The sequence below is a fragment of the Rouxiella sp. WC2420 genome, assembly GCF_041200025.1.
Classification (GTDB): domain Bacteria; phylum Pseudomonadota; class Gammaproteobacteria; order Enterobacterales; family Enterobacteriaceae; genus Rouxiella.
In genome coordinates this window covers 2588499-2614850 of the sequence record NZ_CP165628.1, presented here as the reverse complement: position 1 = coordinate 2614850, position 26352 = coordinate 2588499, and the positions used below count along the sequence as shown (strand labels likewise).

The 26352-nt window shown below is 50.3% G+C and carries 18 protein-coding genes; 5 read left to right on the top strand and 13 right to left on the bottom strand.

Annotation, left to right across the window (positions count from 1 at the left end; genetic code table 11):
- Window positions 1-101 precede the first annotated feature (101 nt).
- A complete protein-coding gene (locus AB3G37_RS11905) occupies window positions 102-1148 on the top strand; it encodes a hypothetical protein (RefSeq protein WP_369790844.1) in 1047 nt (348 codons plus the stop codon).
- Here the strand turns inward: AB3G37_RS11905 and AB3G37_RS11900 are convergent.
- A complete protein-coding gene (locus AB3G37_RS11900; protein WP_369790843.1) occupies window positions 1138-9741 on the bottom strand; it encodes a GH36-type glycosyl hydrolase domain-containing protein in 8604 nt (2867 codons plus the stop codon). The genes AB3G37_RS11905 and AB3G37_RS11900 overlap by 11 nt on opposite strands.
- Before the next feature lie 266 nt (window positions 9742-10007).
- Window positions 10008-11507 carry a PLP-dependent aminotransferase family protein gene (locus tag AB3G37_RS11895; protein ID WP_369790842.1) on the bottom strand — a complete coding sequence of 500 codons (1500 nt, stop codon included), beginning with the start codon at window positions 11505-11507 and terminating at the stop codon, window positions 10008-10010.
- Between the two features lie 147 nt (window positions 11508-11654).
- Between AB3G37_RS11895 and AB3G37_RS11890 the strand changes: the two genes are divergently transcribed.
- The 3 genes from AB3G37_RS11890 (at window position 11655) to AB3G37_RS11880 (ending at window position 13168) form a co-directional block, all read left to right on the top strand.
- The gene (locus tag AB3G37_RS11890) at window positions 11655-12281 is read left to right on the top strand and encodes an FMN-binding negative transcriptional regulator (protein ID WP_369790841.1); all 627 of its coding nucleotides are present in this window, start codon (window positions 11655-11657) and stop codon (window positions 12279-12281) included.
- A gap of 317 nt (window positions 12282-12598) precedes the next feature.
- The gene (locus AB3G37_RS11885) at window positions 12599-12769 is read left to right on the top strand and encodes a KGG domain-containing protein (protein ID WP_369790840.1); all 171 of its coding nucleotides are present in this window, start codon (window positions 12599-12601) and stop codon (window positions 12767-12769) included.
- Between the two features lie 276 nt (window positions 12770-13045).
- Window positions 13046-13168 carry a hypothetical protein gene (locus AB3G37_RS11880; RefSeq protein ID WP_369790839.1) on the top strand — a complete coding sequence of 41 codons (123 nt, stop codon included), beginning with the start codon at window positions 13046-13048 and terminating at the stop codon, window positions 13166-13168.
- Between the two features lie 6 nt (window positions 13169-13174).
- Here AB3G37_RS11880 and AB3G37_RS11875 read toward each other — a convergent pair whose 3' ends face one another.
- The 5 genes from AB3G37_RS11875 to AB3G37_RS11855 form a co-directional block, all read right to left on the bottom strand.
- A complete protein-coding gene (locus tag AB3G37_RS11875; protein ID WP_369790838.1) occupies window positions 13175-14377 on the bottom strand; it encodes a CynX/NimT family MFS transporter in 1203 nt (400 codons plus the stop codon).
- Window positions 14378-14531: 154 nt separating this feature from the next.
- Window positions 14532-16121, bottom strand: coding sequence for a dipeptide ABC transporter ATP-binding protein (locus AB3G37_RS11870; protein ID WP_369790837.1), 1590 nt, complete (start codon window positions 16119-16121; stop codon window positions 14532-14534).
- Window positions 16118-16957 carry an ABC transporter permease gene (locus AB3G37_RS11865; RefSeq protein WP_369790836.1) on the bottom strand — a complete coding sequence of 280 codons (840 nt, stop codon included), beginning with the start codon at window positions 16955-16957 and terminating at the stop codon, window positions 16118-16120. The genes AB3G37_RS11870 and AB3G37_RS11865 overlap by 4 nt, the downstream gene beginning before the upstream one ends.
- Window positions 16954-17961: an ABC transporter permease gene (locus AB3G37_RS11860; RefSeq protein ID WP_369790835.1), complete on the bottom strand. Its 1008-nt coding sequence runs from the start codon at window positions 17959-17961 to the stop codon at window positions 16954-16956. Before AB3G37_RS11860 ends, AB3G37_RS11865 begins: the two co-directional genes overlap by 4 nt.
- A gap of 56 nt (window positions 17962-18017) precedes the next feature.
- A complete protein-coding gene (locus AB3G37_RS11855) occupies window positions 18018-19640 on the bottom strand; it encodes an ABC transporter substrate-binding protein (protein ID WP_369790834.1) in 1623 nt (540 codons plus the stop codon).
- Window positions 19641-20066: 426 nt separating this feature from the next.
- Here AB3G37_RS11855 and AB3G37_RS11850 point away from each other — a divergent pair, with 426 nt between their 5' ends.
- Window positions 20067-20402, top strand: coding sequence for a cupin domain-containing protein (locus tag AB3G37_RS11850; protein ID WP_369790833.1), 336 nt, complete (start codon window positions 20067-20069; stop codon window positions 20400-20402).
- Here the strand turns inward: AB3G37_RS11850 and AB3G37_RS11845 are convergent.
- The 6 genes from AB3G37_RS11845 to AB3G37_RS11820 all read right to left on the bottom strand — a co-directional run bounded on the left by AB3G37_RS11845 (window position 20358) and on the right by AB3G37_RS11820 (window position 25989).
- Window positions 20358-21689: an NtaA/DmoA family FMN-dependent monooxygenase gene (locus AB3G37_RS11845; protein ID WP_369790832.1), complete on the bottom strand. Its 1332-nt coding sequence runs from the start codon at window positions 21687-21689 to the stop codon at window positions 20358-20360. The two genes, AB3G37_RS11850 and AB3G37_RS11845, sit on opposite strands and share 45 nt — an antisense overlap.
- Before the next feature lie 5 nt (window positions 21690-21694).
- Window positions 21695-22567 (bottom strand): amino acid ABC transporter substrate-binding protein, encoded by an 873-nt coding sequence (locus AB3G37_RS11840; RefSeq protein ID WP_369790831.1) that lies wholly within the window; start codon window positions 22565-22567, stop codon window positions 21695-21697.
- 72 nt (window positions 22568-22639) lie between these two features.
- A complete protein-coding gene (locus tag AB3G37_RS11835) occupies window positions 22640-23326 on the bottom strand; it encodes an amino acid ABC transporter permease (RefSeq protein WP_369790830.1) in 687 nt (228 codons plus the stop codon).
- 98 nt (window positions 23327-23424) lie between these two features.
- A complete protein-coding gene (locus AB3G37_RS11830; RefSeq protein WP_369790829.1) occupies window positions 23425-24156 on the bottom strand; it encodes an amino acid ABC transporter ATP-binding protein in 732 nt (243 codons plus the stop codon).
- Between the two features lie 96 nt (window positions 24157-24252).
- Window positions 24253-25443, bottom strand: coding sequence for a MalY/PatB family protein (locus tag AB3G37_RS11825; protein ID WP_369790828.1), 1191 nt, complete (start codon window positions 25441-25443; stop codon window positions 24253-24255).
- Between the two features lie 261 nt (window positions 25444-25704).
- Window positions 25705-25989: a hypothetical protein gene (locus AB3G37_RS11820; protein ID WP_369790827.1), complete on the bottom strand. Its 285-nt coding sequence runs from the start codon at window positions 25987-25989 to the stop codon at window positions 25705-25707.
- Window positions 25990-26352 lie beyond the last annotated feature (363 nt).

Here is a 26352-nt window from a genome sequence, read left to right as displayed (position 1 = left end):
GCATTTCTCAATTATCTTGAGGTGGAAAGCTTCGCTGTGTATCTCCCAAGGCGTTTAGGGGTATATAGAATTAAATATATTCTGATTGCTATGGAAATAATATGCCTGGTTACGGATATAAAGCTCTGAAAGGGCTGGTTATGTCTAAAAAAGTGTTAAAACCTAAATCTCTGGGGCCAGAACAGACTTCCTCAGCTGTTAATTCGCCCGATAAGCAGTCTCAATTGAGCCACACTCCTCAATACAATACATTTCCCGCTTTTAAAGCAGAAGTCGATTCTATGGCCAAGAAAGCTCTTAACCCTAAGGAAAGAGGATTAACAAATAACAGAATGCTTGATTATGCGAGTTTTGAGAGGATTTCAAAAGTCAATGAAGCACAAGGTGCTTCAAATGTGGCAGAGCAGGAAGATGAAGATATTATTAGAAAATATAGCAAAAGTGCTCATACTACCAATGCGTATTTGAATACGAAATTCTATATTGAGACGGATGAAAAAACGCCCTTGTCGAGTATAAAGACTTTCATGGAAAAAAGAGTTAAAGACTCAGGCGAAAATATTAAAAATATAATTGCACTGGATGCAGCATTAGATGTTTTGCCTGATTATACACTAAAAACCTATCGTGGAGACCGAGCAGGAATTGATGTTTGGACAGGGAAAATTAAAGTTGGCGATCATATTACAAATAATGCATTCCTCTCTACATCGGCATCGAGAGTAGTGGCACAGCAGTTTATTAATGATTCCAAAGTTTCTAAAACTCAGGAACATATTATGTTTAGCGTCATGGGGCGTTCAGGCAAAAATATTAGCCCTGAGTCTCGATTTAAGGGTGATGAAGGTGAATCCGAGGTTCTTTTCAGGCGAGATACGGTTTTCAAAGTACTCTATATTGAAAAAAGAGGCTCGATTCGGTACGTAATCATAAGCGAAATTCCTGAGACCGCTCCAACTCCTGATTCCGTAAAGTATATTTACAACGGCGCATCCATTAATCCGTCTATCTGGCCCGAAGAACAAGCGGCCAGAAAATTCACCAGAAAAGACACTTTAACAAGGCGCGGGCGACAAAAAGCCCTGCTGGAGCAAGGCCTGGAAACAGACCGACTCAATGAAGCTGCAACTCCTAAAGTTAACCTTTAGATCTGGCTGGTTTAACCCACACCTCAACCTGGTGCTGATGCCCATCGTCTTTAATCGGGATCATCATGTCTGGCAAGTTCTGACCATCAAGCATTACGCAACTCTCCAGTTCGGCACGTTTTACGGTTATCTGATACTGGCTGCTACCTTGCTGATAGGTCAGGCTAACCTGCGGCCAATCGGCGGGCAGGCGGGTGTTAATTGAGATAAATTCACCATGACGTTTGATGCCGAGCAACGATTCAGTAATCAGTCGATAAGCCCAACCTGCCGAACCGGTATACCAGCTCCAGCCACCACGGCCAATGTGTGGTGAAACACTATAAATATCAGCAGTCATTACGTAAGGCTCCACTTTATAGCGCTCGACTGCTTCGGGATTCAGACTGTGATTTACCGGATTGATTGCCGCCAGCAGTTGCCAGGCGCGCTCGGTTTCACCCATTTCGGCGAAAGCCATTACCGCCCAAATTGCGCCGTGGGTATATTGCCCACCGTTCTCTCGCACTCCGGGCAAATATCCGCGAATATAACCGGGATTCGGGCCACGATCGTTGAAAGGTGGGGTAAGCAGTTTGATAAGACCAGCACTTTCATCCACTAAATGACTATCCAGCGAGGCCATAGCCTGGCGCGTGCGCTCTGGATCTTCAGCCTCGGCCAACACCGCCCAACTTTGGGCGATGGCGTCAATCTGACATTCTGCATTAAGATGCGATCCCAGCGTTTCTCCGCTATCAAAAAAGCCGCGCAAATACCATCCGCCGTCCCACGCGTTGTCGTGCAGATTTTGTTTTAAGGTCTTGGCCTGCTGGTGGCATAAGGTCGCTATTTCAGGGCGTTGCAGATTTTCTGCCAGGACGGCAAATCGCTGTAAAACATTTAACAGGAAGAAACCGAGCCAGACGCTTTCACCTTTACCCTTAATGCCGACATTGTTCATGCCATCATTCCAGTCCCCGCTACCCATCAGGGGTAATCCGTGTTCACCAAATTTAAGCCCGTGCCTGATGGCGCGCAAGCAGTGCTCGAACAGCGATTCACTGATTGAACTTGGCAGCGGCTGCCCATAGAAAGACTCTTCCTCCGGAGCCAGCAGTCGCGTTTCAATATACGTGACCTGCTGCATGGCAACCTCAGTATCGCCAGTGACGTCTATGTAGTGACACAGCGCCAGCGGCAGCCACAGATAATCGTCCGAACAGCGGGTTCGGACCCCCCGCCCGGTTGGCGGATGCCACCAGTGCTGAACGTCACCTTCAACAAACTGATGGCACGCACAAAGCAGGATCTGTTCGCGCATGCGTTCCGGAGCCGCGTGTGCCAGCGCAAGGGTATCTTGCAGCTGATCGCGAAAACCAAAGGCACCGCCCGACTGATAGTAACCACTGCGGGCCATGATACGGCTGGCGAGGGTCTGATAAATCAGCCAGCCGTTAACCAGCAGATTGACAGCCGGTTCGGGGGTAGTGATTTGGATCTTGTCGAGCTTTTGATGCCAGAAACGGTGCACGTTATCGAGTTCTGCACGTGCGGCCTGCTCGTGCATAAACTGCGCAATCAGCTGCTCGGCCTCATTGGCGTTGTTGCCGACCCCCAGCGCGAAGATAAAAGTGCGCTGATCGCCATCAATGAGTTTGGTGGCTGACTGCACGGCTGCGCAAGAGTCCAGCGCGGCACCGGTTTTATTCGATAGCCGTTCTTGTAACAAAGCGGCAGGTGAGGCTGGAGAACCGTTGCGCCCGAGAAACTCTTTTCGGTCGCCGGTCACTGAGCAGTGAACGCCGGTAACGCCAAAGAAAGCGGTGCGTTCGCTGCCATTGTTGCCGTAATAGTTGGTGGCCAGTACGCCACAGCCTGCGCTGACCTGTGCGGCAGAGGTAGTCACATGCAGGCTTGATTTCGAGCGCAGATCACTGAGCACCCATTCCACGTAACCCGTTGCCGAAAGCTTGCGCGTGCGTCCGGACTGGTTACTCAACGTCAGAATAAACAGTTTTACGGCTGCCTGTTCGGCAACCAATATCGTCAGTTCGCTGTCGATACCTTGATAGCGATGTTCAAATACGCTGTAACCAAAGCCGTGGCGGCAAAGATAATCCTCATCATTGCGGATAGGCAACGGCATTGGCGACCAGACATCTCCGCTTTCTTCATCGCGCAGATAAAATGCCTCGCCGCTGCTGTCGCTTACGGGGTCGTTTTCCCACGGAGTTAGTCGAAATTCGTGGGCATTTTCAAACCAGGTGTAGGCCTGACCGCTTTCTGAAACCACGCTACCAAAGTTGTCATTAGCCAGCACGTTGGCCCAGGGTGCCGGAGTATTTTTTCCTTTGCCCAGCAAAATCTGGTATTCACGGCCGTCTGCGGAGAAACCGCCAAAGCCGTTGAAAAAGCGCAGACTCTGAGTATCAAAAATTCGTGAAGAGGGATTAGGCGGTTGCAGATTGGGCTGAGTCACCAGTCGTGGCAAAACACTTTGCGACGGCTGCATTTTTTTATTCAGCTGATCGATAAGCTCGCCGTTGCGATCGTCTACAGTGACCGCCGCGACGCTCATCAGCAGAGTCAGGTCTTCTGCGGTGATATGTTCACTGGTGCGGACAAAAATACCGCCGTTTTTATCCATCAGGCTGGATTCCGCCCCGGCCGCAACGCGATTGAGGATCTCATTGTGCAGTTCTTGCTGATAACCCTCGTGCGAGTCATTGAGTATCAACAGGTCAACCAGCAGGCCTTTCATCCGCCAGTAGCTGTGGGCCTGAATCAGGGTTGTCACCAGCGCAATACTGTCGTTGCGGGTGATCGAGAGCAGCACGATAGGCAGATCACCAGAAATCGAATGACTCCACAGGGAAGACTGGCCGCGTCGATTGCGGGAAAGAATTTGCGGACAGGGGCGCATTTCCGCACCCGGGAAGATAATGGATCCGGCCAGCTGATTAAATATGTTGGCCTGCTCCTCATTGGCGTTGATTTGTCTTAACGCCACCTGACTGTGGGAACGGGCGATGGTAAATACGCGATCGGCGATATTATGGTCACGATATTTTTCCATCATTTGCAGGCTTTGTTCGCGATGGGAAGAGATGCCATACACCAGATCAATAACCAGCGGCGTGCCGGGTTTGAGTTCGACTAGCTGGCGGATTGCCATGATAGGATCCAGCACCGGACCGGCGTGATTATCCAGTGCGCCGCCGTTTTGCATTGCCTGTGAGTCGGAAATAGTGCGCCCGCGGCCAATAAAACTCGCGCGATCGGTGGCAAATGAGGTTTTCCGCTCTGTTTGTCCATGAATGGCGGTCATGTGGAATAACCACGGGCATTCTTCGTTTTCTTCACGCGGGCGGCGATGGCAAAGAATACCTTCGCTTTCCACTACCAGCTCGGTTTGTACAAACAAATTGCTGAATGCCCGGTGAGCCATGTCATTGGCAAGCGGAGCCAGGACGACTTCAGCGTAGGTGGTTATCTCAATCACGCGCGGCTGGCGTCCGCGATGAGTTAAGGTTAATCGCCGAATTTCAACATCATCTTCTGGCGAAACCACGATTTTAGTCTGTATGCTCAGCGATCCTTCAATGCGCATAAACTCGGCGGCGGCGTCGGTAAATATCGCCTGATAATGTCCACTTTTGCTGCTCAAAGGTTGCAGGGTGTTGCTCAGCACCTGGCCAGTTTGCCCGTCGGCAATAAAGCAAAATGTGCCGTAGTTGTCGCGGGTTGCATCGGCTCGCCAGCGAGTTAATGCCAAATTACGCCAGGTACTGTATCCGCCGCCGGTCTGGGTCAGCATCAGATGATACTGCGTATTGGACAGCAGCTGCACTTCAGGGGTTGGCCCCTCTGCGCGGTTAAACAACCGCAGCTCGACATTCACCGGTTGCAGCGCGTCAACGGTGTCAAACTGGCGGCGCGGACTATACATCGTCGGGGCATCCGGCACCCGTTCCTGCAACAGCGGCAGCGCCGACTGCAACCAGGGATTCGCCACAAACCGCTCGACCATCGGCGCGTTAAGCAAGGTATGCGACAGCGCCAACAGGCTCATTCCCTGATGATGCGCCATGTAGGTGCGCACCAGCGAGAAAATCTCGCCATGATTAAGTCTGGAGCGTGAATAGTCCAACGCCTCGTAAAAACCGTATTTTCCGCGTGCGCCCAGAGAGTCAAGCCGCTCAAGATTGGCTAAAGCGCGCTGAGGTTCAACGACCAGCGCCATCACGGTGGCGTAAGGTGCGATCACCATATCTTCGCCCAACCCGCGTTTTAGCCCTAAACCCGGCACGCCAAATGCACGGTATTGGTAATTTTGGCCCTGATCAAAAGCGGCATACGCCGATTCCGAAACTCCCCACGGCACACCATTCTCTTTGCCCCATGAAATTTGGCGGTCGACGGCTGCCCGACTCATTTGCACCAGTAGTGTGTCAGGATAGGTCGGCATCACTAACTGCGGCATCAGGTATTCAAACATCGAGCCGCTCCACGACATCAGCGACGGCTGATTACCGACCATCGTGAAAAGTCGCCCCAGGGCAAACCAGCTTTTCAACGGCAGCTGGTTCGTTGCGATGGCAAAATAGCTGGTCAGGCGAATCTCCGATGGCAACAGATCATAGCTGCCAACGTCCAGTTTGTTGGTTTCACAGTTGAAGCCGACAGAGAGTAACTGGGTAGTTTTTCGAAACAGGAAGCCAAAATCCATCCGCGCATGTTCTTTAATTCGTTGCTCAAGTTCGTTGATAACCTTCAGCCGCTGTTGGGCGGCGCTGGCACTGCGCGCGATTTTTTGCTGTTCTAGCTCCGGTAATTTGTGCTCAAGACGTGATAAACACAGCAGCGAGGGCAGAACTTTGGTGGAGGGTTCGTGGCTCAGCCAGCCAAACAGCAGAGACCATTCCTGAATGAAGTCTTGCAGCTGGGCGTCAAGCTCTCTCAACCAGCGGCTGGAGGTGGCGAAATGTTCAATAAGCTCATTGTTAATCGGCTGCATGAGGGCAAGTTCATCAACGACCTGATGCAGCGGGGCTTCACTCGCGCGCACCCAGGCTTGCCGCAGTTTGTTTAATCCATCCCCCATCGGCGAGGTCGCTTCTGCTTCGGCTAGCATTAACGTGTCATCAAGGCCGGTTAACAACTGTTTGATATCCATCGCCGGCTGACTGCGTAACTGCGCAATACCGCTGCCCAGAACCAGTAAGTGACCAGCGAGATTGCCACTGTCCACACTGGAAATATAGCGGGGATTCAACGGCATCAGCGTGCGGGTGTCATACCAGTTATAGAGGTGGCCGCGATAATGTTCGAGCTTGTCCAGCGTATCCAAAGTTTGCGAAGTGCGTTGCAATAACCCGCCCTGAGTGAGGTAACCAAAATCCATCGCCGTCATATTGGCCAATAGCGACAGGCCAATATTGGTGGGCGATGTGCGGTGAGCAATCTTGGGTTCGGGAATTTCCTGATAGTTATCCGGCGGCAGCCAGTTTTCTTGCTGATTAACGAAGGTTGAGAAATAGGACCAGGTCTCACGGCTGGTACGCCGCAAAAACAGGCACTGGGTCGTGTCAATCTCAGGCTGTGGCAGGTCAGGTGTTTTACTCATCCAACCAATAATTAGCGGCGCGATGAGCCAAAGCAGCCCCAACGGCGCGGCAACTGCCAGATATTGCGGATTTTGCTGGTCGGTCAGCACAATCACCAGCAACCCGGCAAGCGGATTTGCCCACATCACTCGATAAAGATTCGTTTTCGACAATGAAAAATGCGGTTTATTCAACTCCGCACTGCTGACCCACTCATGTAAATGTTTATGGCTAACGTTGAGACGCCACAGGGTAATGAAGATGGCATGAAGCGTATAGGCGCTATGATGTGGCAGAGTGGCCAGATACAAACCAATGCGCGCAAGGCGATCCAACAGGCCACAGGCGACACATTTTATATGCGGAAATACGTTGACCTGTGCATCTTTGTTAAACAGATTCAGTATCAGCGCCGCGACAGAGGGCAATACTAAAAGTGTCACAATAAACAGTAGCCAATACAGAGGATTAGGCACCAGTAGCAGGGCGCTGAACAGTGCTATCATTAGTGAGGGCGCGGCAAGACTGCGACGTAGGTTATCAAGCAGTTTCCAGCGAGAAAGCATGCTCAGCGGATTTGGGCAGCGCGTGTCATCAGCCTGCCTGACCCTAAGCCGCAGCCAGTTCAATAGCTGCCAGTCACCGCGGATCCAGCGAGTTCTACGCGCGACATCGACCAGATAATTGGCCGGATATTGTTCATACAGCACCACGTCGCTGAGGCCGCCGGACCTGGCATAGCAGCCTTCGAGCAGGTCGTGGCTCAGCACCAGATTTTCCGGGCAGGTGTTATCGTTGGCGAGGGTAAAGGTATCAACATCATAAATCCCTTTCCCCACAAAAGAGCCTTCGCCAAAAATGTCTTGATAAATATCGGAAGACATTGAGGAATAAGGGTCAGTGCCCGGCAGGCTACTGCTAATGGCAGCATAGCGGCTTTGGCCATTGCGCGGAATTTCTTCTGCCAGCCGAGGCTGTAGAATACCGTAGCCTTTGGTGACTCTTTTCAGCGCGGGATCATAGAAGGGGTGATTCAGCGGATGTGCCAGCGTAGCCACCAGCTGGTGGGCGTGGTCGCGTGGCAAAACGGTGTCGCTGTCGAGTGTAATAACATATTTAGTGCCAGACAGTTGCTGCTGTGAGGCACCAACGCAGGTCGTAAAGGTATTTTTATCGCCGCGCAGCCAGCGATTCAGGGCACTCAGCTTGCCACGTTTGCGCTCGTAGCCCATCCATACTCCCTGTGACGGATTGAGCAAACTTTCGCGGTGCAGCAGGGTAAAACGGGAGGGCGCCGAGTCATTTTCTGCGCCATGGCGGCGGTTTAACTGGATAATTTTACTGCTGGCATAGTCGAGCAGGAGATCACTGCTCTCAGAATGGGCGGTATCGCTATCAATAAAATCAGCCACCAGCGAAAAATAAAGGTATTGGTGGGTATTGCCGAGGTAGCAAACCTCAAGGCTGTTGATCAGTTTATCAATGCTGCTGCGGCTGGTTAACAAGCAGGGAATGGCAACCAAAGTGGTTGAGTTTTCAGGAATACCCTGCGAAAAATCCATTCGGGGAAGCGAACGAGGTGTACGACTGCGGCTAGCGGTTTCATTGAGCAGATCCATCACAAACTGGCTACACATAATAATAATCGGCAGCAATAAGAGCCACATTACCCAGTTCATGCCGCTGTCGTGGGTCTCAAACATCAGGTTGGCGGTGAGTGCGGTAGTCAGCAGACTCAGACTGCCCAGCCAGGAAAGTAGCGGCGTTTTATTCATCTGATGGCGAAAATAATTGAGCGGCGAATAGTGGATATCCAACACTCTTTCCAGCTCGCTGCGGCCGGTATCCACCAGGAAATAACCCACGTGGCGCTGCTGACTCTCTGCGGGTGAAGCCGCACTCATGGCGATAACACGGCTGGCAATGTCTTGCTCGGTAAACTGGCAATTGCGCGCCAGTTTCTCAATAACGTGGCGATAGTTATCTCGCGTGGCAAACGACATCGCCGGATACACGCCAGCCGGGTCTTGATGCAGTATTTTCTCGACCTCGCTGACGCTCTCGGCAAAGTCTGCCCAGTTCATCTCATTCAGCTTGCGCAAACCGGCAATGCTGTTGCTCACCGACAGCTGGTTAAGTGCCAGTTGCTGGTTAAAACGGCTGATCAGTTCGGCTGAACTCAATCCTACATCGGCCAGACGCTGCTCAATCCAGGTCAGTGGCAGCGCCAGCATTGAACCGTGGCCCTGTAATCTTCGCACCAATTCTGCGACAAACGCGCTGGTGCGCGGCGGGTTGGTACGCGCCATGTCGGCAATAACGATAATCAGGTTAGCGGGGTCATTTTCGGCGCTGTCCTGGATTTTATTAGCCCAGCTCTCGGCCAGATTACGTTCCTGCTGAGCCTTGGTGACCTCGATACTGATGCGACGCAAATTTTCAATCAACGCTAGGCGCAGCATCCCTGGAAAGGCCCAGAGTTCACCGAGTTTAAGCGGAGTAACTCGCTGATAAGCAGTGATAAAACGCACCAGCGTGTTGGCATCCCAATGGCCGTCACTGTGGGCGATGGCTTCTGCGGCGATGTCATAAATACGTGGGCAACTTTGCGGCTCTATTAGCGTCGGCAGACCTTTACCAAAGTTTTTTGGCAGCAGTTGCCGCACCAGCCTGATGTGTTCTTCAATCAGATAAAAGTTGTCGAGCAGCCATTCGCCAGCCGGAGCAATGCTTTTATCGCCACCGGCACTGAGAATGTTGCAGTTATCCGACAGCAGCTTCTCGCTCTCGGTAAGGCGATTTAACAAATAGTAGGGCGCTTTGCGTGTAGACAGCTTGTGCGATTGGGCGAGTCTTTCACCGTAGCGCTCCATTTGGTCCACGGAAAAAATCTCGGCGGCAATAGGCACTACCTGATGGGTGTCCTTATTAGTCCTGGTTATTGTTCCCTGTGAGGCTTGGGGGTCCTTTAAGTTCTTAATCCATTGAACGAAAGCCATTTTCACGAATAGAAGTCCTCGTGCGTACGCAAGAGGAAGGGCATAAAACGTAAAGAGTACGCACTTAAAGGTTAAATGAGCGCCAGCGATCTGGGTTTCATCGGGCGGCCAGTCTAAAAAATAGCCAGATAGACTAAGTTTAGCAGGGAAAACAGTTTAACCACGGCTTTACGGCGACTGTGGACTCTTCAGTTTGTCTGAAAATGGCTCATAGGCTGAACCAGAATGTTGATAACAGTTTCAGCGTAATTTAAGAACGATAGAGGGATGCGTTAATCGTTAATTTTTCGAAGTTGTTGACGGATAACCTCAGCAAGCTTGATCACCGCTGCAATAATCTGTTGATCGCTAAAACCGCCCAGCCCAAGGATCAGACCGGGGCGGGCAAGGTGCGGGCTAAACATTGGCGAAACCGCACGTACGGAAATACCGGCGGCAATAGCATGATTTACCACCTTTTTATCGTCCAATGCCGGGTTAAGCCATAACACCATGTGCATTCCCTGGTCTCCCGGTTGCAGCCATGCCAGCTCAGGCTCGAAAAATTGCCTGATTGCAGTAATCATCACAGCCCGTTTTTCAGCATAGACACTGCGCATGCGGCGGATATGCCTGTCGAGATGGCCTTCCTCCATAAAAGCAGCGAGCACATATTGGTCGGCAATCGGCGCGTGTCGGTCAATCAACATGCGGGCTCCACAGTAAGCATCTACCAACTTTTCGGGCACGACGACATAACCTATACGCAGCGACGGAAACAGAATCTTGCTGAAAGTACCCAGATAGACCACTCGCTCGGGAGCCAGACCCTGCAATGACGGAAAAGGGTGACCTTCGTAACGCAGCTCGCTGTCATAATCGTCTTCAACAATCCATGACTGCTGAGCTTTAGACCAGTCAATCAACGCCAGCCGCCGTGACATACTCATTGGCATACCCACCGGATACTGATGCGAAGGCGTGACAAATGCGGCTTTCGCAGCCGCAAACAGCTCAATGCCCCGATTCACATCGAGACCTTCTTCATCAAGCGGGACGCGGATCATCTGCGTGCTCCGCCCGGTGCTTTCAAAAATTGAAGTAATGCCATGATAGGCAGGATCCTCTACCCAGGCTTTATCGGCGGAATCGAGCAATACTTGCGTTGAAAGATACAGTCCCTGCTGAGTACCCGCCGTAACAATGACCTGTTGCGCCGAGCAATGCACCGATCGCGACTTTCTGACATATTCCGCGATGGCCTCACGTAAAGGCAGCGCGCCCGCCGGAATGTGGTATCCCGAGGGCGCGCCAGGTCCTTTGGCCCTGATTCTGTTACCGATACGCCGCCAGATATCATCAGGCAGTGTTGGGCCGGCAGGCACTGAGACCGCAAACGGCACGGGTTGCAGAGTGGTTATCCGACTTGCAGCATGAGCATAACGTTCGGCCTGGGCGGAAAGGGGGGGCGCATCGTTTTTATCTCGACTTTCTGAATCGGGCTGGTGGATTTCACCCGCAGGAAGCTGCACAGCCACTCGCGTGCCGGAGCCGCGCACGGCGTCGAAAAAACCTTCAGCGGTCAGCTGTTCAAAGGCTTCAATTACTGTACCTCTCGCCAGCTTAAGCGCTGCGGACAGCGTGCGGGTTGAAGGCAGCAGATCGCCAGACTTGAGTTCCCCGCGCTGTATGGCCTTTTTTAGGGCTTTAGCCAACTGCAGGCTCAGCTGTCCAGCCGGCCTGTCTAATTCTCCGATGGCAGGAATCTCAACAATTTTCGCTTTTCTGGGCATTTTCAGTCTTCTGATTTATAGGAAGATTGACAAAAGTGGCTTATCAATTTTTCATGAAAGTGGCACTTAACATTAAACCACTAACGGCATAATTTACAGCACTGACTGACCCTTTAAATCGATAGCAACAATCACTGGAGACAGACGATGTATATTGCCGCTGCGTTCAAAGAAACGCGCCCTGAAGTGCTGTTTGAACTCATTGAACAATATCCACTGGGGACCTTAATGACTCAGGGGCAGGGTGAGCTCGATGCCATCCATATTCCTTTTGAGGTTGTCAGCCAGCAGCAGGGAGAGACTCGCCTGCGTGGCCATATTGCCCGTGCTAATCCACTTTGGCAGCAGGTTGAACAGGATGCCGACGTGCTGGTGGTTTTTCACGGTGGCGACGCCTATATCTCGCCAAACTGGTACCCAAGCAAGCAGCACACCCATCGTCAGGTGCCGACCTGGAATTACCGCGTGGTTCACGCCCGTGGAAAGATTGCCTTTCATCACGATGCGCAGTTTCTGCGTGAAATATTGGCTGGTCTCACTCATCAGCACGAGGCTTCACAGGCGAATCCATGGAAGATGACTGATTCACCTGACGATTTTATTAACAGCATGCTTAAAGGCGTGGTGGGCATCGAGATTATCATTAAAGACATTATTGGTGCGTTTAAACTCGGACAAAATAAACCGGCTGAAGATCTACAAGGCGCGGGCGAAAACTTGCTTAAGACGGGGAACGAAACTGTAGGGAAGGCGATGCTTAGGCATTTAAAATAAAGCTGGTTATTTATACGAGCTAATGACAAAGCTTAAAACCTGATTAGCTTTTTTAAAAAATACATATAAAAATTAACTTATTTAACTCTGTGAAATTTAATGCATTATAAATAACCCCGCCATTATCTGTTATTTATTTTTACTAATTAACAGGTTATAAGTATTTGGTTAAAATAACGATGCTTTTTTTGACATAATTAAAGGCTGCACTATTATTAGTTTCGAGCATCATGCTCTTAATATAGGCTTATAACAGGATGTTACTTTGCAAATGGAAAGCCTTTAAAAGGACAGAACTTATCCGTTAGGAGGATATTATGGCCGAGCATCGTGGTGGTACCGGTAATGCTGCAGATAATCATGATAAATCTACAGAACCGGACAAAAAAGGCGGTAACAAACATGGCAAAGGGAATTTTGCCGATGACCGTGAGCGTGCCAGTGAAGCAGGTAAAAAAGGTGGCAAAAATAGTCATGGTAGTCACTAATCCAAAATCTATTTGGATAAGTGATTTATGAATTATTGCTATCCGGCCCACGGCACTGTCTGTGGGCCTCGTTATTTTTAAGTCGATGCTAATTTTAAGTCGATAATTTAATGTAATGGTTAAATAATTCACTTAGGTAGGTTTTTAAAACAAGCTCTTTAAATAGATTTGTTTAGAAAGCCATGTTTCTAAAAACAGTTTTTTAAGTAGACATGTTAAGTAGGCTTTTAAATAACATTATGAGACGAGATACGACTTAAGGAGGAGTAAATAAAAATGTGCAAGAATAGCGATCTAGACAAGGCTAATGAAGATTTCAAACGCGTGAAGGATAATCCACAGCCGGATTATGCGAAAGATGACCCGTCTAAAATGCCAGAACCAGGTCAAAAATCGTAAGCGCCTTTAGCCAATTTGTTTTGCGCGCCCAGCCAGCACGGATAACACCATCTGTGACAGGCTAATGGCAAGCAACGCGAACAGCGGCAGTGTCCAGTTGCCGCTGAACTGGTGCAGCATGCCAAAAATCAGCGGGCCAAGAGCCGCAATACCATAACCAACACATTGCCCCATGCCTGAAAGCTGGGCAGCCTGATGGTGATCCGCAGCGCGCAGATTGAACAATGACAGGCAGGTCACCATTGAAGCTCCCGCGCCCAAACCCGCAATAATCAGCCATAGCAGAGCATAATGTGGGGCGAGATAAAGCCCGCCGAGGCCGATAAAAATGGCCAGCGAAGCGCTAAATCCAATCAGCCGCTGATCTTTCATTCTCTTCAACGCTTTCATGCAGGCCAGATTGGCAACAATAGAAATTGCCTGGTAAATAAACAGCAACCATCCCGCAGAAATCTGGCTAAAACCGTTTGCCTGTGCGTAAGGGGTAAACCAGTCAATCAAGGTGTAGAACACCATAGATTGTGCCGCCATAAATAGCGAAACTTGCCAACCTAGTGCCGAACGCCACGGAGATTTCAGCATTTTGCTGGTGGCTGTTTGCGCCGTATGAACATAGGGAAACGTCTTTAGCAGCGGTAACCAAACCAGAGTCGCGACAATCGCAGGAATAATCCAGACCCCCACTGAAAGATGCCAGCCGAGAGAGGTTACCTGTGCCAGAGGTACGGCAATGCCCGATGCCAGACTGGCAGTAATCGCCATGGTTGAGGCATAAAGGCCAATATATTTCGCGGTATGTTGTTTAAAATCACGCTTGATTAAGGGCGGTAACAGCACGTTGGCCGCGGCAATCCCGCCACTCAGCAGCGTAGTTCCCAGCCATAAACCCGATTCACCCAGCGCGATACGCAGTATCGACCCTAATGTAATCAGGCAAACTGCACCAAAGAGACTCTTCTCCAGACCGATTCTATAACTTAGCCATGAGGCGACAGGCGCTACAACCGCGAACATCATCAAAGGAATAAAATTCAGCAATCCTGCCGCTGAGGCACTCAGGCCAAAGGTCACGCGAATATTTTCCAGAATCGGGCCGGGCGCAGTGATCGGTGTACGGAGGTTTGCAGCGGTAATCAAAACGATAAATAGAAAGAAACCGGGGCTGGAAATAACAGAGGAACGTGCAAAAGAAGGTTGGGGCTGAGTCATAAAATCACCGCACAATAAGCAGATCAAGCCTGCAAATGGTGCGTTGGTTAACGTTAACGCTTACGCAAAAGGGTGATTTCCCTGATGTCTGGCCGGGATACTACCGAGTTGTTTATGCTCTGTAAAGTCCCGCCCTTTGAGAAAATGACTCAAGTCAGAAGGTTGGCAATGAGTTAATCAGCTGCTGAGTCCACGGGTGTGCCGGGCGATAAAACACGTTATCAACCTGACCTTGCTCAACCACCACGCCGTCTTTCATTACCGCCACGTGGTCGGCAATATGATGAACCACGCCGAGATCGTGAGAGATAAACAGCAGGGCGGTATGATGTTCAGCCTGCATTTCTGCCAGCAAATCCAGTACTTGTGCCTGTACTGATACGTCCAGTGCGCTCACCGGTTCATCGGCTATCAGCAATGCCGGGTTTGGCGCAAAAGCGCGGGCAATGGCAATACGTTGGCGCTGACCACCGGATAACTCTCGAGGATAGCGGCTCATAAAGCCAGGCCCAAGCTGCACCTCATCCAACAGTTGTCGAATGCGGCGTTTACGCTCGTCGCCGTAAATCTCTACACTGTCGAGGCTTTCACCAATGATTTTTTCCACGTTATAGCGCGGATCGAACGAACTTAGCGGGTCTTGGGCGATTAACTGGATCCCGCGGCGGCGCAGACGACGTTCCGACTCCGGCACCTGGCTCCAGCGCTGGCCCTGAATGCTAATCGTCCCGCTGCCTGGCTCAATTAATCCCATCACCATTTTGGCGACGGTAGATTTCCCTGAGCCAGATTCGCCGACAATCCCTAACGTTTCTCCCGCAGAAAGGGTGAAGCTAACCTGATTAACCACCGTTTTTTTGGCGTATTGTTTAAACAGCCCGCTGGCTTCCAGCACGGGGTCAGCGGTAGAAATCGTTTTTGCCGGTAATGGCTGCCCAGGCTCTCCAGAAAGTTTAAAGCCACGCGTTGCCGGACTGGGTATTGCGGCGAGCAACTGTTTTGTATAAGGATGCTGTGGGGAACGCAGCAGGATTTGCCCATTGCCTTCCTCTACCACCTCGCCGTCTTTCATCACCAGAATACGGTCAGCCAGCTGTCCAACCACGGACAAATCGTGGCTAATCAGCAGCAGGCTTTGCCCGTTATCGCGTCGTTTTTGCAGCAAATCGAGGATCTGCTTTTGTACCGTCATGTCCAGCGCGGTAGTGGGCTCATCGGCAATTAGCAGGCTGGGCTTGCCAGCCAACGCGGTCGCGATTAATGCCCTTTGACGCAGGCCGCCCGACAGTTGGTGCGGATAGGCGCTCAATCGAGCTTCGGCATCGGGCATACCCACCGATTTTAGTAACGCCACTGACTGTGCACGCAGAAAACCGCGCGCGATACTTTGGCTGGCAGTCAGGGCATCACCGAGCTGCTGACCAATCTGGCGCAGCGGATCGAGTGACACCAATGCATCCTGCAACACGTAACCTATTTGTTTGCCGCGAATTTTACGCCAGCGACGTTGGCTGGCCCCAAGCATGTCTTCACCGTTAATCAGAAATCGATCGGCGGTGATACTGGCTTTGGCATCCTGCAAGCCCAACAGGCTGCGTGCCGTTACCGTTTTACCTGAACCGGATTCGCCGACAAAGGCGACGGACTCGCCGTGTTTCAATTGCAGATTTAGCCCCCCGATCACCGTTTTATCGCCAAAGCGAATCCGCAGGTTTTGGATGTCGATAAACAGTTCCTGGCTCATGATTGTTTTCCTTCAAAAGCAGCCTGCCAGTAACGGCCCAGCGTGTTGACCGAAATTACGGTCAGGGTAATGGCGACGCCGGGGAAAGCGGCAATCCACCAGGCATTTCGTAAATAGTTTCTGCCTTCTGCCAGCATCAGACCCCATTCCGCCGTGGGTGGCTGAGGCCCCATTCCTAAAAAGCTCAGGCCGGCAGTGCCAATAATCGCGGTGCCTAACCCTAATGTTGCCAATGCCGGTACGTGAGCGATGGCATGCGGCAGAACGTGTCTCCAGATAAGCACGCGGCGTTTTAGACCAAAGGTGCGTGCCTGTTCAACGTAACCTGATGACATAACAACAAACGTTTGTGCTCTTACTACGCGGGTAAAGCGTGGAATGGAAGCGACGCCGAGAGCAAAAATCAGGTTAATCGTTCCAGGCCCTGTAAAGGCAATCAGCATCAGGGCCAGCAGCAGGTCGGGGAAGGCGGAGATAACATCCACTGTGCGGCTGATAAACTCGTCTACCGGACCTTTTCCCAGACCGGCCAACAGCCCGAGCATGGTGCCAATCGTGACAGCAATCGCCATCGCCGCGAGGCTAATCAGCATCGAATAACGGCTGCCATAAATAATGCGGGTCAGCACGTCACGGCCCAGTTGGTCAGTGCCAAGCAAGTGTTGCCAGGAAGGGGGCAGCATGGAGTTAAGCGGATCGGCACTGAGTGGGTCGTAATGACTGATCAATCCAGGCAACGCCACGGCCAGTAACACTAAAAAGAGATAAAATACGGCCAGACCGTAGCCAAGGGAATATTGACGTTTTACGCCAACGCCAGAAAGAGTCTGGCTCATGACTTTTCCTCGCCTGGAGCATCGCCTTCGCGCAGGCGTGGGTCGATTAGCAGGTAAAGAATGTCGACCAGCGTACTCATCGCGACATACACAAAGGCAGAAAAAATAGCCACGGCCAGCACCACCGGCAGGTCTTTGCCTAACACGGCATCGACGGTGATTTTCCCTAAACCGGGACGGCCAAAGACTTGCTCGGTGATAACCGCACCGCTAAGCAGGCCACCAATCAGCCAGCCCGTCAGAGTTACCGCAGGCAAAGCCGCGTGGCGCAATGCATGACGCAGGCGAATGGTGAGATTGCCAATTCCCCATGCGCGCAGCGTCAGGGCAAAAGGTTCATCGAGTGCGTCTTCCAGCCCGCGACGCAATACTTGTGCAATCACCGCGCCCTGAGCCAGTCCTAAAGACAGTGCCGGAAGCACCAGCGAAGAGAAGCTGCGATCACCGGCTACCGGGAACCAGCGCAGGGTAAAGCTGAAGATAAACAGCAGCACAATCCCCAGCCAGAACGACGGCGTTGAAGCCAGTAACAGCTCCAACGACCCGGCAATGCGACGACCCCAGCGGCGGTGAGCGGTGGCGACTGCCATAATGACGGCAAATACAATGCTTACCACCAGTGCCAGTCCGGTGAGTTTTAACGTTGGCCAAAGTTGGCTTAAAATCAGCCCGGTAACGTCGGTGTTAAGCAAGTAAGAACGACCAAAGTCGCCATGCAGGATGCGCCATAGATAGTGAAAATATTGCATATACAGCGGCTGTGTCAGACCCCATTCGGCGCGAATTGCTGCTTCAATTTCCGGGGTACGAACCTGCTCGCCAATCAACAGACTGACAATATCTCCAGGTGCCAAATAGACGCTAATAAAGGACAGCGTTACCGCCGCCCACAGCACCAGCGCACCGCTCAGAATTCGTTTGGCGATACGGTTTACTAACACAGACTGCCTGCGTGGCTTACGCTCGGACTGCTGCTCGGTCGTGAGCGTGCTGTCAACTGACATTATATAAATCCTCGTGCTGACTTCGTTTATTGCCGATCAATGCCTGTTTTTACTGATCAATGCTGGCTGACCCAAACGTCATAGGTATTTTCCGGCATCTGTTTGAATGGGCGGAAACCAATACCGTGAACGTAGCTGGCGGCGGCAATCTCGTCTTCTGGCTCATAGAGCGGGATAGCCAGCGCCTGCTGGGCAATAGCAAAATTTTGTAATTGCCCGTACAAGGCTTTACGTTTTGCGTTGTCGAGGGTCTGCCAGGCGGCGCGCAGCAATGGTAATATTTCCGGAGCATCGGTACGGCTGTAGTTGATTGATCCGCCTGCATTAATCGGCAGATAATGGTTTTCAATATCGATACCGTCAGTCGGCGTATTGGAGTTGGCAATCGAGCCAAATTTACCGTTTTGACGTACTTCGGTATAGGTGCCGGAATCGACATAGCGAATCTTCAGGTCAATGCCCAGCTTTTGTCTGGCATCGGCCTGCAAGGCCTGTAGCAGCACATCACGCTGGTCGCGGACAGTAGCCTGCGCCTGAATAATTTCTATCGTTAGCGCTTTCCCGTCTTTGGTACGAATGCCGCTGCTGTCTCTTTTCGTCCAACCCGCCTCATCAAGCAGTTTGTTGGCAAGCTGAGGATTATTGCCGTATTTGCCTTCCAGACTGTTGTCATAGAAAGGGTCCAGCGGCGAGGTAATACCCCACACGCGAGTACGATTGCCGCGATAAATCGATTTCAGAATCTGGCCGATATCTAATCCCTGTAATATCGCCTGACGCACTTTCAGCTCCTGAGTGGGGCCATATTTAACATTCAGAAACAGGGAATAAGGAGTGCCGGTGTTTAAAGCATGTTGATAGGTGAAATCGGCATTATTTTCAAACTCGGCTGCGTCATTGCCAGAAATACCTTCAATAACATCAACCTGACCCGACAATAGCGCGCCAGTTCTTACCGAGGATTCAGGCAGGAAACGATAAGTCACGCTATTGAGCCAGGCTGGCCCCTGATGCGCGGCATAAGCTGGAGCCCAGTGATAATCAGGATTGCGCACGAACCGGATTTGCTGACCTTTTTGGTAGCTTTTAAGAATAAATGGACCGGTACCGATGATTTCTGGGCCACCGGATTTTAGCTGCGATGATTTCCACGATGACGGTGACAGCAACCTTAGATAGCTAGAGAATGAAAGGAACGGGCTGTAAACCTCTTTCAAGGTAATGACGACGGTATGGTCATCGGGAGTAGCGATATTGGCAATGCGCGCGCCAAATACGCTTAAACTAGAACCCGCGGTATAAGACGGGTCCTGCAAATGGCGAAAGTTTTCGGCTACCGCCTCGGCATCGAACTTTTCGCCGTTAGAGAATTTGACGTCATCGCGCAGAGTAAAGGTGTAAGTTTTGCCATCGTCGGAGACTTTATAAGCTTTTGCCAACCAGGGAATATAGCTGCCGTCGGGTTTGCGCGCTAGTAGGGACTCGTAGGATTCTCTGAGTAACAGCTCGGTTTTATCTTGTCCGTTTAGCTGCGGATTTAACGTACTTGGCTCAACTTCTACGCCCCAGGTTAAATCGCCGCCCTGTTGTGGTTTTTCAGCAGCATAAAGCGGGTGCGATACAGAAAGTATTAATAGTGTCAGGGCAGAAAAAGAGTGAATCGCGGTAGAAGTCTTCATAAATTTCCCATCGTGGTAAGAATAATTGAAAGCAAAAAATAAAAGCATCCTGCGCCTTCATAAGGTAGAGCGAGACGATTATTAATGGAGGGTTGCGGGGATGTAAAATCACTTTAGTTGCTTAATAATGGAGGGAAATGACTTAGGCCGTTAACGGATGTCGGTTATCTTTTTTATCGCTAATCTATGCTCAAAAATTTGTTTCATCTTCGTCAATTTCTACGGTTTACTCAATTTGGCAGCGGTAATAGCTTCAGATTTTCCTGACATTGATTCTTTAGACACAGCAATATCTTTAGACACAGTAATAGCTGAAAAACGATATGACAAAGAGGGTTCAAAATTAAGGGCATTGATTGCCTTTATTTTGAACCTTTTTTATTGCGTTCTTTTTTAAATAATAAAACAGTAAAAGGAAATCGCCTGATGTCTCTTTATTCTTTGCAACAAGAAGCCAATGAATTACCTCAAGCGTGGCGTTCGCGCGTATTAGGCCGTGTCGGCCACGCTAATATTAAAGTGTTACGGATGGATGAGCGTTCGGTAATTGAAGAGGTCCATGATTATGATGAAGGTTTATTGGTTATCAACGGGCGTCTGCAGCTCGGCATTGCGGGTGAAAAATTCATCGTGGAGGCAGGTGAGCTGTATGTGGCCAAAGCGGGCATTCCTCACACGGTGGAGTCTGGCAGCTTTGGCACACTGGTGATTATCGATTTACCCGAATCGATTTACCCTACGACTAGGACGCTCAAGGCCTAAGTGACCGCGTAACGTATCAGCCTGATACTCACTCCTGAATACGCCTCTTTCCTGTAGGATCGGCACCACTTTGGTAAAGAAATCATCCGAAGCGCCGGGCACATAAGGAGGCATAATCACAAAACCATCCACCGCGCGCTCTTGATACCAGGTAGCGATGCGCTCAGCCAGAGATTCAGCAGTACCCGCCACGATAAAGCCAGAACGAGCGACCCATTTTGCAAACTGACGCAGGGTCATACCGTTTTCACGAGCATGATTTAGCATCGGCTCAAAGCGCTCGCGACGACCCAGCTGGGCAGCAATATCCGGCACGGCCTCGTCCAGCTTATGCTGTCCCCAGTCGTAGTTCATGGTATTGGAAAGGTGACTCAGCGTCGCCAGCGGATGATGTAACTGCGTCAATTCATTCAACAAATCATCAGCTTCTTTTTGAGTCGCACCTATAATCGGTTGCAGACCCGGCAACACTTTGAGGCTGTCCGGCGATCGACCCTGCTCGGCAACCTGTTTTTTCAACTGGGCATAATACTGCTGGGCAGAGGCCAAATTTGGTTTTTCGGCGGCAAAAATAGCGTCAGCCTTACGTGCGGCCAGGGCGGTAAAGGCGCCTGAACCTCCAGCCTGAATAGTCACCGGATGGCCCTGCGGCGAGCGCGGCACGTTTAACGGGCCTTTAACCTTGAACCAGTCATTATCGATATCGGCGTAGCGAATGCGTTCCCCAATGGCGTAAACGCCGTTTTCACGATCGCCGATAATGGCGTTATCGTCCCAGGTATCCCAGAGAGTGCGCACGGCATCAATAAAAGCTTCGGCTTTCAGATAACGCTGGTCATGGCTTAACAACTGTTGTCCAAAATTGCTGGCTTCGGCATCGCTGGTCGAGGTTACAACATTCCACGCTGCGCGCCCGCCGGTAAGATGGTCAAGCGTCGCTAAGGTTCGCGCGGCGGCAAAGGGCTGAATAAACGAACTGGAGACCGTGCCGGCGAGGCCAATTTTTTCTGTTACGGCGCCTAAAGCAGAAAGCACTGAAAAGGGTTCCGGACGCTCTGTAATGCGATGATGGACGGCATCGGCAAAGCTGCGGTTATAGATATCGTCAATTGATAACTTGTCAGCCATAAAGACCATATCAAATTTGGCGGCCTCAGCTTTCAGGGTTAAATCTTTTAACACCGACCATTCAGAGGCTTGTGGGACTTTTTTGGCCGAGGGCATGCGCCAGCCGGCATAGTGGCAGCCGGTAGGGTCAAGAAACAGGGCAAGGTGTAGCGAAGACATGACGATTATCCTTTCGTTGAGCTGGTAGTAGTCGTGGTAGTGGCAGTTACATTGGTAGTGACGGGAGCGGTTGTAGCAGGCGGAGCTGAACTGTTTGAAGGTTTCACACTCAGGTCGCGGTCAAACCACTTTTCAGAAATTTTGCTCAGCGTCCCATCGGCGCGAAGCTGCTCCAGCGCGACATCCACTTTTTTACGCAATGCTTCACCACGCGGATCTTTACGGAATGGCAGAGCCACCTGTTTAACACCAAACGGTTCGCCCACCACTTTTAGCGGAAGGTGGCTGTGCTTGATGCGGCCAAGCAATATCACTTGCCCTGAAACATAGGCATCAACCTTGCCCTGCGCCACGGCGTTAAGCACCACGTCTTGCCCCTCGAAATTCACCAGCTTTATTTGATTTTGCGGGTCGTATTCTTTCAGTACGTTGGCATAGTTAGAACCCAGATCGGCGGCCACGGTTTTACCTTTCATATCCTGCAAGCCGTGGATAGTCTTGTTATTAATGCTGACCGCCAGCTGTGCCGCGCTGTAGTAATAGGGATTGCTAAAGTCATACTTTTGGCGACGCTCCGGCGTATCGGCAAAGTTTCCCACAGTATCTACTTTTCCCGTTTCCAGAGAGCCGAGCACGCCGACCCAGTCCGAGGTGACCCACTGGATTTTATAATGAATTTTATCGCCAATCGCGTTGAGGATATCCACGCTAAAGCCTTTGACCTGACCATTCTCGACAAAATAGTGTGGATAACCGTCTGGAGAAGTACCGACACGTAGTACTGGCGTGTTATCGACCTCTGCCTGAGACGCGGGTTTATCGCAGGCATTAAGCAGAAGTACTGAGCTGGCGATGATCGCCATTTTTAGCAGCTTCATTATCGTATTCCTTGATTAATTTATTAGTGTCTTAGTCTTATTAATGTCTTTTTTATCAATGTCTTTGTCTTATCAATGAAGATAGGGCTTATTCACGAACCTTTCGAGGCGACGCTGTAATTCGCTCAGAATAATGGTCATTGCCCAGTAAATAAGGCCCACCGCAAAGTAGGCTTCAAAATATTTAAGTGATTCGGTGGCGGCTAATTTCCCGGCGGCCAATAGTTCTGTCACGCCAAGCGTAAAGGCCAGCGATGAGTTCTTTATGAGTCCGATATAAACATTTCCCGTAGCCGGTATGGCATTGCGGCAGGCCTGTGGGAAAACGATGCGCCATGAGGCTTGAAACACAGTAAGTCCTGATGCCAGAGAGGCCTCTAGCTGGCCTTTGTCAACGGAATCGATAGCCGCGCGAAATATTTCCGCCAAATACGCCGAGGTGTTCAGGCTAAGGCCAAGCACCACTGCATTAAGCGCGCTCATTGAGTTCAACGCGGGAAATAACTGTGGCAAGCCGAAATAGATAATTAATAGCTGGACTAATACTGGTGTTCCACGAAAGAAAGAAATATACAGATGGGCAAAGGCAGGCAGGAGTTTTAAAACCCCTGAGTGATTTTTGAAACGCAGCAGCAGGGCGAAAATAATCCCCAACACCGTCGCCAGTAGAATAGATAAAAAAGAAATCAGTAGCGTTACCGGCAAATAGCCGAGGATTTGCGGAATAATGCTCAGCATATAGCGAAAATCAAAATTCATGGCAGGACTTTCCGTAAACGATAGATTATAAGATTTGGCAAGCAGATGTAGATTCTTTGCAAACAAGGGTTAGGCTTTGTAAAAAATAATAACCTGGCTCAGGCAAAATCATGCAGAAATGCGCGGGTACGATTCTCGGCAGAAGCGGTAAATATCTGCGAAGGCTTTCCCTGTTCAATGATTTTCCCGTGTTCCATAAAGAATATGCGGTCGGAAACGTCGCGGGCAAAGCTCATCTCATGCGTCACAATCATCATGGTCAAATTACGTTCGGCAAGCCCGGCAATCAGATTAAGCACGTCACGGCGCATCTCGGGGTCGAGAGAAGAGGTCGGTTCATCTAGCAGGATAACCTGGGGATCGACGCTCAGGGCACGGGCAATACCCACACGCTGTTGCTGACCGCCGGAAAGCGTCACCGGATACGCATCGGCTTTATGCGCCAGACCCACCTGTGATAGCAGGTCCATTCCACGCTCGCGTGCCTGTGCTTTATTCAGCTTGTGGGTGCAAGTCAAAATTTCGGTAATGTTTTCAAGCGCAGTTTTATTTTTGAACAGATTGTAATGCTGGAAAACCATTGAGGTTTGACGACGGAAATCGGCGGTTTGTTTACGCGTCAGCGTTTCTGCATTGATCTGCCGATCGCCAATTTGTAGCGTTCCGGTATCGGGTTTGACCAATAAATTGAGGGAGCGCAGCAAAGTCGATTTCCCTGAGCCGGAAGGCCCGATAACTGAAACGACTTCACTGCGTTGTACCGAAAAATTAACGTCCGCGAGGGCGGCGTATTGATTAAAGCTTTTATTTAACCCACTGACATTAATCATGTTGGCTCCGAAGAATTAACGTTTGCTAATCAACGGATTATTATCTGCCTGTTCTTTAACTACAAATGCTTAAAACAGCTTATGTTATGTGATTTTTTAGTCTTTAAAACAGTGGACCAAACGCTCGATAACTTTCACTAATTCAGACTGCGGCAGGGCAAAGTTTAAACGCATAAAACCTTCACCGTTAGCGCCAAATTTCAGCCCATTGTTGAGCAATAGACCGGCTTGTTTAATCAATCGCTGTTGCAGCTCAGCCTGAGTCAGGCCCGTTTTTCGAAAATCCAGCCACGCCAGATAACTCCCTTCAGTGTTAAATAATGTCACGTTAGCCACATTGCGCAGCCCCTCGTCCAGTAGCGCATAATTGACGCGAAGAGTTTCAATCAACGCATCTAGCCAGACTGCACCGTGGCGATAGGCTGCGTCACAGGCAATCATTCCCAGCATGTTCGGCTTGTGGACACTGAACTCTTCAAGCTCACGACCGAGCAGCTCTCTGATCTCGGCATTTTTAATCACCAGATGCGTTATCGGTAATCCGCCAAGGTTGAAGGGTTTACAGGGCGAGGTAAAGGTAAGAGTAAAGTCGGCAAACTGTTGGTCAATTCCCGCAACCGGCGTATAAGGAACCTCTCCAATAGCCAGGTCCTGATGCACATCATCAGACAGCAGCAATAATCCGTGGCGCTGGCAAAACTCGGCAATCTGCGTTAATTCTTCACGGTTCCAGACTTTACCAATCGGATTATGCGGATTACACAACACCAGCATTCGGCTGCGCAGTGTTATGCTCGCTTCAAGGCGGGTAATATCCAGCGAATAATGGCGCTGATTCTCAGTCAATGGCACGTTAATGACTCGGCGACCTGCATGCTTGATGATGCGATTAAACGTCCCGAAACCCGGGGAGAGAATAATGATTTCATCGTCGGGCTGACTGTAGGCGCGAATAATGATGTCCATGGCGCTTATCACTGACTCACAGGGCAATACCCACTGTGGGTCGATAGCCCAGCCGTGCCGCGTTTCCTGCCATTGACAATAAAGCTCGAAGAAATCCTCAGACCATTCACTGTAGCCAAAAATACCGTGCTCGACCGCCTGCTGCAAAGCCTCGCGCACAGCGGGTGGCGATTTGAAATCCATATCGGCAATCCATAGAGGGATAGTTGGCCCGAATGGACTATCCGAGAATTCACTAACCTCCAGCCACTTGGTGGAATGATGAGACTGGCGTTCAATGACCGATTCAAAGTCAAACTTGCTGGTGGCGGCGATAGTCAATTTTTTGTTCCTGTTCTGAGATGTATCTTAGGGCTTGATTCTATCGCAACAGTGTATCAGCAATAATGCTTATACGACTTTTGGAAAGTTGAGTTGAGTCATCGTCATAGATAGTTAGCGGCCTGTAACAACTTTTGTGATTAACAACCTGACGCATCATCTATGTAAGGAAAGTCTGCTGTGTGCCCAGCCTTTGCCAACAGCGGACATTACAAATATAAGTTGTGTCGAAAAGCAGGCGGCAGATCATAACCTTAAAAGTTACTCGTAAAAAGCCGGAGAAAGACGTAACGAGGCCCACTGATCCGTATCATGTCCATAAACTACAAACGCCGCATTTTCTCTTCCTGCAATGTCTGCAATTTTTTGCGTACTTCGCCTGATTCCTGGCTCATCATCCATATCAGTGACAAATATTTGACGCGTAGCAGCATCTGCCATTGAATGATGCATAACAGCGTCAGCGGCAAGTACTACGGCTCCTGTTTCAGAAAGTCGTACTAAAAGAGACTGGTGACCAGGAACATGCCCGCTGGTTTCAAGCAATACGACTCCCGGTAAAAGCTCGTAATCCCCTTCAATCAGACGATAACGTAGAGAGGGATGGTCCCATGTCTCCCGATTGACTTTGAAACGTGGATGCCCACTTTTGGCCAGCTCGTTTCATTCCTTCATGTGTCTGAATCAAATATCCCGGTACAGGTATATCACCAGGCTGCATAGTCCCCAAGTAAAGTAAGTATAAGCGCATTACATTTCCTCATATTTTTAACAGTATTATAAAAATAGATGAGTATATGGCCGCTCACAATACCCACGAATCTCCTTACCTGTTCAGATCTAACTTCCGCTTCACGCTCAAAGCTGCCTGTCAAAGCGGTCAAGCTCTAGCACAGCTCAGAGGTACAA

Excerpts from the sequence above, each read along its gene's own strand:
- AB3G37_RS11905 (WP_369790844.1), top strand. The coding sequence starts at position 102 with ATGCCTGGTTACGGATATAAAGCTCTGAAAGGGCTGGTTATGTCTAAA.
- AB3G37_RS11895 (WP_369790842.1), bottom strand. The coding sequence starts at position 11,507 with ATGCCCAGAAAAGCGAAAATTGTTGAGATTCCTGCCATCGGAGAATTA.
- AB3G37_RS11890 (WP_369790841.1), top strand. The coding sequence starts at position 11,655 with ATGTATATTGCCGCTGCGTTCAAAGAAACGCGCCCTGAAGTGCTGTTT.
- AB3G37_RS11885 (WP_369790840.1), top strand. The coding sequence starts at position 12,599 with ATGGCCGAGCATCGTGGTGGTACCGGTAATGCTGCAGATAATCATGAT.
- AB3G37_RS11880 (WP_369790839.1), top strand. The coding sequence starts at position 13,046 with ATGTGCAAGAATAGCGATCTAGACAAGGCTAATGAAGATTTCAAACGC.
- AB3G37_RS11875 (WP_369790838.1), bottom strand. The coding sequence starts at position 14,377 with ATGACTCAGCCCCAACCTTCTTTTGCACGTTCCTCTGTTATTTCCAGC.
- AB3G37_RS11870 (WP_369790837.1), bottom strand. The coding sequence starts at position 16,121 with ATGAGCCAGGAACTGTTTATCGACATCCAAAACCTGCGGATTCGCTTT.
- AB3G37_RS11865 (WP_369790836.1), bottom strand. The coding sequence starts at position 16,957 with ATGAGCCAGACTCTTTCTGGCGTTGGCGTAAAACGTCAATATTCCCTT.
- AB3G37_RS11860 (WP_369790835.1), bottom strand. The coding sequence starts at position 17,961 with ATGTCAGTTGACAGCACGCTCACGACCGAGCAGCAGTCCGAGCGTAAG.
- AB3G37_RS11855 (WP_369790834.1), bottom strand. The coding sequence starts at position 19,640 with ATGAAGACTTCTACCGCGATTCACTCTTTTTCTGCCCTGACACTATTA.
- AB3G37_RS11850 (WP_369790833.1), top strand. The coding sequence starts at position 20,067 with ATGTCTCTTTATTCTTTGCAACAAGAAGCCAATGAATTACCTCAAGCG.
- AB3G37_RS11845 (WP_369790832.1), bottom strand. The coding sequence starts at position 21,689 with ATGTCTTCGCTACACCTTGCCCTGTTTCTTGACCCTACCGGCTGCCAC.
- AB3G37_RS11840 (WP_369790831.1), bottom strand. The coding sequence starts at position 22,567 with ATGAAGCTGCTAAAAATGGCGATCATCGCCAGCTCAGTACTTCTGCTT.
- AB3G37_RS11835 (WP_369790830.1), bottom strand. The coding sequence starts at position 23,326 with ATGAATTTTGATTTTCGCTATATGCTGAGCATTATTCCGCAAATCCTC.
- AB3G37_RS11830 (WP_369790829.1), bottom strand. The coding sequence starts at position 24,156 with ATGATTAATGTCAGTGGGTTAAATAAAAGCTTTAATCAATACGCCGCC.